Source organism: Sphingopyxis sp. (genome assembly GCF_016463645.1).
GTDB lineage: Bacteria > Pseudomonadota > Alphaproteobacteria > Sphingomonadales > Sphingomonadaceae > Sphingopyxis.
In genome coordinates, this window is record NZ_JAEMQX010000190.1 from 1 (window position 1) to 5,100 (window position 5,100).

6 protein-coding genes and 1 pseudogene are annotated in these 5,100 nt (G+C 65.9%); 4 read left to right on the plus strand and 3 right to left on the minus strand.

The genetic code is table 11. The features are described from left to right. Positions 1–556: 556 nt before the first annotated feature. Entirely contained in the window at positions 557–1,084 is a 528-nt protein-coding gene (locus JHC57_RS20995) for an alpha-ketoglutarate-dependent dioxygenase AlkB (RefSeq protein ID WP_294032527.1), read from the minus strand. Positions 1,085–1,146: 62 nt separating this feature from the next. Then, a complete protein-coding gene (locus JHC57_RS21000) occupies positions 1,147–1,611 on the minus strand; it encodes an SOS response-associated peptidase family protein (protein WP_294032528.1) in 465 nt (154 codons plus the stop codon). 103 nt (positions 1,612–1,714) lie between these two features. Between JHC57_RS21000 and JHC57_RS21005 the strand changes: the two genes are divergently transcribed. Together JHC57_RS21005 and JHC57_RS21010 are read left to right on the plus strand one after the other, a co-directional pair. Beyond that, the gene (locus JHC57_RS21005; RefSeq protein WP_294032529.1) at positions 1,715–2,332 is read left to right on the plus strand and encodes an SOS response-associated peptidase; all 618 of its coding nucleotides are present in this window, start codon (positions 1,715–1,717) and stop codon (positions 2,330–2,332) included. Next, positions 2,329–2,808 (plus strand): DUF1810 domain-containing protein, encoded by a 480-nt coding sequence (locus JHC57_RS21010; RefSeq protein WP_294032530.1) that lies wholly within the window; start codon positions 2,329–2,331, stop codon positions 2,806–2,808. Before JHC57_RS21005 ends, JHC57_RS21010 begins: the two co-directional genes overlap by 4 nt. 31 nt (positions 2,809–2,839) lie before the next feature. Here JHC57_RS21010 and JHC57_RS21015 read toward each other — a convergent pair whose 3' ends face one another. Further along, complete coding sequence (locus JHC57_RS21015) at positions 2,840–3,460, minus strand: TIGR02281 family clan AA aspartic protease (RefSeq protein WP_294032531.1); 621 nt, start codon at positions 3,458–3,460, stop codon at positions 2,840–2,842. A gap of 122 nt (positions 3,461–3,582) precedes the next feature. Between JHC57_RS21015 and JHC57_RS21020 the strand changes: the two genes are divergently transcribed. Next, positions 3,583–4,374 carry a protein ImuA gene (locus JHC57_RS21020; RefSeq protein WP_366928557.1) on the plus strand — a complete coding sequence of 264 codons (792 nt, stop codon included), beginning with the start codon at positions 3,583–3,585 and terminating at the stop codon, positions 4,372–4,374. Continuing rightward, a pseudogene (locus JHC57_RS21025) lies at positions 4,283–5,100 on the plus strand (hypothetical protein); the annotation flags it as partial. The gene JHC57_RS21020 and the pseudogene JHC57_RS21025, both read left to right, overlap by 92 nt.

Consider the following 5,100-nt stretch of genomic DNA (forward strand, 5'->3'; position numbering starts at 1 on the left):
CTCGCTGGACGACTTTACGTCGAGGCTAGCGCCAATCCACGCAGTGGTTCGTGCATCGGCCAATTGCCGTTAAACGAAAGGTTCGAACTGGTATCGAACGGACCGGAAAAAAGACGCCCGCCCGATCGAAACCGTGCGGGCGTCAGATGAAGATCTCTGATTTCCTGAAAGGAAGAGCTCTCCTGGGTCGCACGGCGCGGATAACGTCGCAGCCCGATCGATAATTGTACGGCAGCGCCAAAAGATGTCTCGGAGCGAGATCAGCCGTCACGGTTCGCTTTTTTCGGCCAGAAACCGGGCGGTCACCAAGCGGCTAGGTTTCGAAGTGAGCGCGGTATCTGATGGGCGCACTCTGGCCTCGGCAGGCTCGGCCAGGGGTCGCGCTGATGTTGGGCCGCGCGGCGCACTCGGCTCGCTTTCCTTGCGAGGCGGCGGCTAGGCACTGGCGCGCATCGCACGCCGCCTCGCTGCGGGCTCGCCAAGAGCGCGTCTTTTCTGGAGAGCGTCGAGCGACTTTGGCGAGATCAGTTCAATTTTGGTCAGCCGCGCATTGTGGCTAGCGCAGGCTGCGAAAGGTCACCGACCAGCGTGGGGAGCCCATCGCCGTAATGCTGTGTTCCCAGTCGTTCCGGGCTTCGCCGTGCATATGATAAATTGACCGCGGTGCCAGGTCGGCGGCCGCGCGTTCGAACTTCTCGCCCGCGCGGCGGCGGAATCGCATCACGGCTGGCGAACCGAGCGACACGCCGATCACATGCTCGAAGACGGGGCGGTCCTTGTGCCAACCGATGCCCGCGCCGATGCCATATTCGATGATCAATGCCTGTTCGAGCGCGCTGGCATCGAGGCCGGCGAACGCTGCGGCGCGACCGCGCAGCGTTTCGAGCCATTTTGGCAACGGATCGCCGGGGGCAAATCGGCCGGTCTGGAAATCATAGGTCCAGCCGAATGAGCGCGTCAGCCTTTTTCCTTCCCATTGCTGAAACTGGAACGGCGTCAGGCTGGACGCTGCAATGTTGGCAATCAGCTCAGCCTCTTCGGCTGGGGTGACGACATCGTCGCCATATGCGAGGCCGGGAAGCAAGGGTGCGCCAAAAAGGTCTGCTTGGGGCGCGGGCCGCAGTGCCCGCGCGGCTGCGGCGCGCGTCATAGCGGGAGCACCGCTTGCGCCCGCAGCGGTTCGACGAAGAGCGTGTGGCGCGGCGGCTCCTCGAACAGCACCTCGTTCGGCAGCGTGCCGTCGAGCCAGTGCATGACATTGCGCCGTTCGACGATCACGCCGTGGCGTGACTGATAGGGGATGACGTCGGCGCCGGCGGGGATGGTGAGGATGCGGTACGACAGCGGCCAGTCGGCGAGCGGCGGATCCCAGACCGCCGCGAGATAGAAGAAATTGCCGCTGTCCAGCGTGACCCGATAACGATGGTCGCCCGTGCCCATGCGGAACTCGGACGCTGGGATCAGGCAACGGCGTTTGGGGAAGGCACGGCCTTCGGAGCGCACGAAGCGAAAATTGATGCCGTCGGAGAACCGCGGATCGGAACCCCATGCGGCTTTGACCATTTCGACTTCGCCCATATTGTCGGGGTCGCGGCGCACGAGCGCCGTCACGCCGCCGCCCGGGGCATCGGGATCAAAAGGAGTTGGCGCGATGGTCACATGTGGAACATAATAGGAACGAAGATGAGTCGCAAGAGCCAGGGGGCAGATGCGAATGTGCAATGACTACAGGCTGGAAGTCGACATCGCCTCGATCGCCGAGGATTTCGACGACCTCAAGATCAAGATCGATATGCCCGAGGGCGCGCCGAACGTGCCAGCGCGCGAAGATGTCCGCATCACCGACATGGGGCCGATCGTGAAGGCGAGCGACGGCTCGGCGATGGGCGAGCTCGTCAACCGGCGCTGGAGCTGGCCGGGACAGGGCGGGAAGCCGGTCTATAATGTCCGCTCGGAGGGCCGCGATCTTGGCACCCAGCGCTGCCTTGTCCTGTGCGACGGTTTCTACGAATTCACCGATCCGACCGACAAGACGCAAAAGCGGCTCGATAAATGGCTGTTCACGATGAAGGATCATCGCTGGTTCTGCATGGCGGGCATCTGGCGCGATGCCCATGTCGGCGAGGCCTTTAGCCTGCTCACCATGGACGCGGGGCCGGACATTGCACCTTATCATCATCGCCAGATCATCCCGCTGCCGCGCGATCAATGGGCCGCTTGGCTCGACCCGCGCGTTCCCGCCGCCGATGTCCTCAAATGGCTGCCCGAGGGCAGCCTTGAGGTCACGCAGGTCTACGGCAAGCCGCCGGCGCAGGGCGCGCTGGCGCTATGAGTGAAGCACAGGGGCTGGAGCGGTTCGTCGCCGCGCAGGAGCAGATTTACGCCCGCGCGCTCGATGAAATTCGCCGCGGCAAGAAGCGCTCGCATTGGATGTGGTTTATCTTCCCACAGCTCGCGGGGCTCGGGCGCAGTGCGATGGCGCAGCGTTATGCGATTGCCGATGAAGTCGAGGCCCGCGCCTATCTGGCGCATCCGCTTCTTGGCACGCGCTACGTCGAATGCGTGTCGGCACTCCAGGATTTGATCGGCAGTGACGCGGTGGCGGTGTTCGGCGATGTCGATGCCGTAAAGCTCAGATCGTCGTTGACGCTGTTCGAAACGGTTGGCGCGGGCGCGCTCGTCGGGGCGGCGCTCGACCGCTGGTTCGGCGGACAGCGCGACGAGCGGACGGCTGAGCTTCTGGGTCTTACCATCGCTGATCCCGCCGAACCGCGCGGTGACTCTGACAATGAGGCTGAGCAAGATTAGCGATCGATGTTGGCGCGATTGTCGGCCGGCATCAGGCGCCGGATTTGGCGATTTTCGGCGTCAGGATCAATGTGCGGTCCTCGACGCGCCATGACTGAAGTTCCGAGAGGAAATTCATGCCCAGGACGTCGGTGTCGCCGAGCCCGGGCGAGATCACGACTTTGAGCTTTCGGGCCTCAATGCCGCCAATCTCTAGCCGGTCGAGCGTTCCTGCGTCGGCGCGAACCGTGCCGTTCGCGGTCTTCATGAGCAAGGGCACGAGCGTCGCGTCAGCATTGACGCCTGCGGCCCGTGCCGTCGCGACCGAAAGAGCGGTGACTGTCGCACCGCTGTCGACAAGCATGCGCCGCTCGGTGCCATTGAGACGGACCGTCGCCCAGAAATGTCCGTCGCGGCCCATCGGAATGCGGACCTCCTCGCCCACCACCTCTTGCCGGTCGAGGCCGAGGCTCGCGGTGATTCGCGAGAGATTGGGATCGAAGGGTGCCTGTTGGAGGATGAGGAAGATGCCGAAGGCGAGCAGCGCGAAGGAGAAAAGCGCGCGAAAGACTCGCCCGACATAGGGAATCTTGAATAGCAGCATCAAGATCAGCGCCGCGCCGACGGCGTAGATCGCAAGCTGGGTCCAGGGCAGGTCGGTGGTGAGCGGCATATTATTTAGCGCGCTTTTACAGGCGCGAAGGTGACGCGCCAGTGAATGATCTTCAGCAAGGGAACGCGGACGGCTTGACGCACGTTCGTTCCGGGTGGAACATATGGGGAACATATGAGTCGATGACCATCATGACCGCACCGCCTTTTTCACCGCCCCGGCCGAGCGCCGAGGAGCTTCAAGCGCTTCGCGAGACCGTGGCGCGCGTCGCTGTGGCGCGCGGACCGGTGCTGCCGTTCGGCGTGGGACCGATCGATCATCTGCTGAGCGCCGGCGGGCTCGACGCTGGGGGCCTGCACGAAGTTGCGGCTGCCTCGGCAAGCTGGAGCGACGATGCAGCGGCAACGCTTTTTGCGGCGGGGATTGCCGCGCGCTTCGCGGCACCGGGCTTGTCTGCCTTATGGGCGCTAACACGCTTCGATCTTTATGCCCCGGGACTCGAGCAGGCCGGGCTCGGGCCCGGGCGCGTCCTTTATGCGCAAGGCAAGAACGACCGCGAACTGCTGGCCCTGTGCGAGGACGCACTGCGCGACGGGTCGCTCGCCTGCGTCGTCGCCGAGGTGAAGGCGGCCGACCAGACCGCAACACGCCGCCTCCAGCTCGCCGCCTCCGAAGGCGGCACCCCGATGCTGCTCTACCGCCGCTATCGCCGTTACGGCCAATGTCCGCTCACCGACTTGTCGCTGGCCTGCACGCGCTGGCGGATCGGCAGCCTCGCTTCGACCCCGCTGCCGATGCCTGGGGTGGGGCGCGGGCGATGGTCGGTCGAACTTGTGCGCCAGCGCGGCGGGCCGCCTTTCTCCCTCGAACTGGAGGCGTGCGATGACCAGGGTCGCCTCGCTCTTCCTGCCGCAACTCGCGATCGAGCGATTGCGACGGGCAGCGCCGATCTCGCGCTCGGGCACGCCGCCTGAACCCGCGCGGCTCGGCCCGCGCCTTCCCGAACCCGTCGACGACAATCCGGGCGCCTGCTCGGTGCCGCGCGGCGGCGGCTGGCGTCCGGGTGCTCGTTGGGCGCGGGACACGGCTTCGGCCGCGCCGAACCGCGACCTTGTCGACGCGCGTCCGGCGCACCAGCAACCGACCATGCGCGAGCTGGGGCGGCGCAGCGAGGCGGCCGCGCCTGTCTTTCGGTTATCGCGGGCGGATGATGGATGCGCGCCGCCCGGCGCGTCCATCGCGCCACCACCGCGGCCGCTGTGGGGCGCTCGCCCGACCATCCTCGTCGCTCGCACGGGTCAGCGCGATGTCGTGACCGCGGCCTGTCCACTCGCACTCGATCTTGGACTCGCGCCCGGCATGGCCGCGGCGCATGCACGCGCGCTCGTTACCGATCTCGATGTGTATGACGCTGCGCCCGAGGCCGATCGGGCGTGGCTGGATCGGCTCGCCTTGCATGCGGTGCGCCACTGGACACCGACTGCCGCCGTGTCGGGCAGCGACGGGCTATGGCTCGATCTGACCGGCACGACGCATCTCTTTGGCGGCGAGGCGTGCTTCGCCGCGCGGCTTCTATCCTTCGTTCGGCGTCTCGGTTTCACCGCGTCCGTCGCGATCGCCGGCACGCCCGGCGCCGCGCACGCGCTCGCGCGCATTGGCGGCGCGGCGACCTTGGTCTTGCCGGAAGGGCGGGAGGGGGA

Coding starts and splice junctions, on each gene's coding strand:
- JHC57_RS21015 (WP_294032531.1), bottom strand. CDS start 3,460: ATGCCGCTCACCACCGACCTGCCCTGGACCCAGCTTGCGATCTACGCC.
- JHC57_RS21010 (WP_294032530.1), top strand. CDS start 2,329: ATGAGTGAAGCACAGGGGCTGGAGCGGTTCGTCGCCGCGCAGGAGCAG.
- JHC57_RS21005 (WP_294032529.1), top strand. CDS start 1,715: ATGTGCAATGACTACAGGCTGGAAGTCGACATCGCCTCGATCGCCGAG.
- JHC57_RS21020 (WP_366928557.1), top strand. CDS start 3,583: ATGACCATCATGACCGCACCGCCTTTTTCACCGCCCCGGCCGAGCGCC.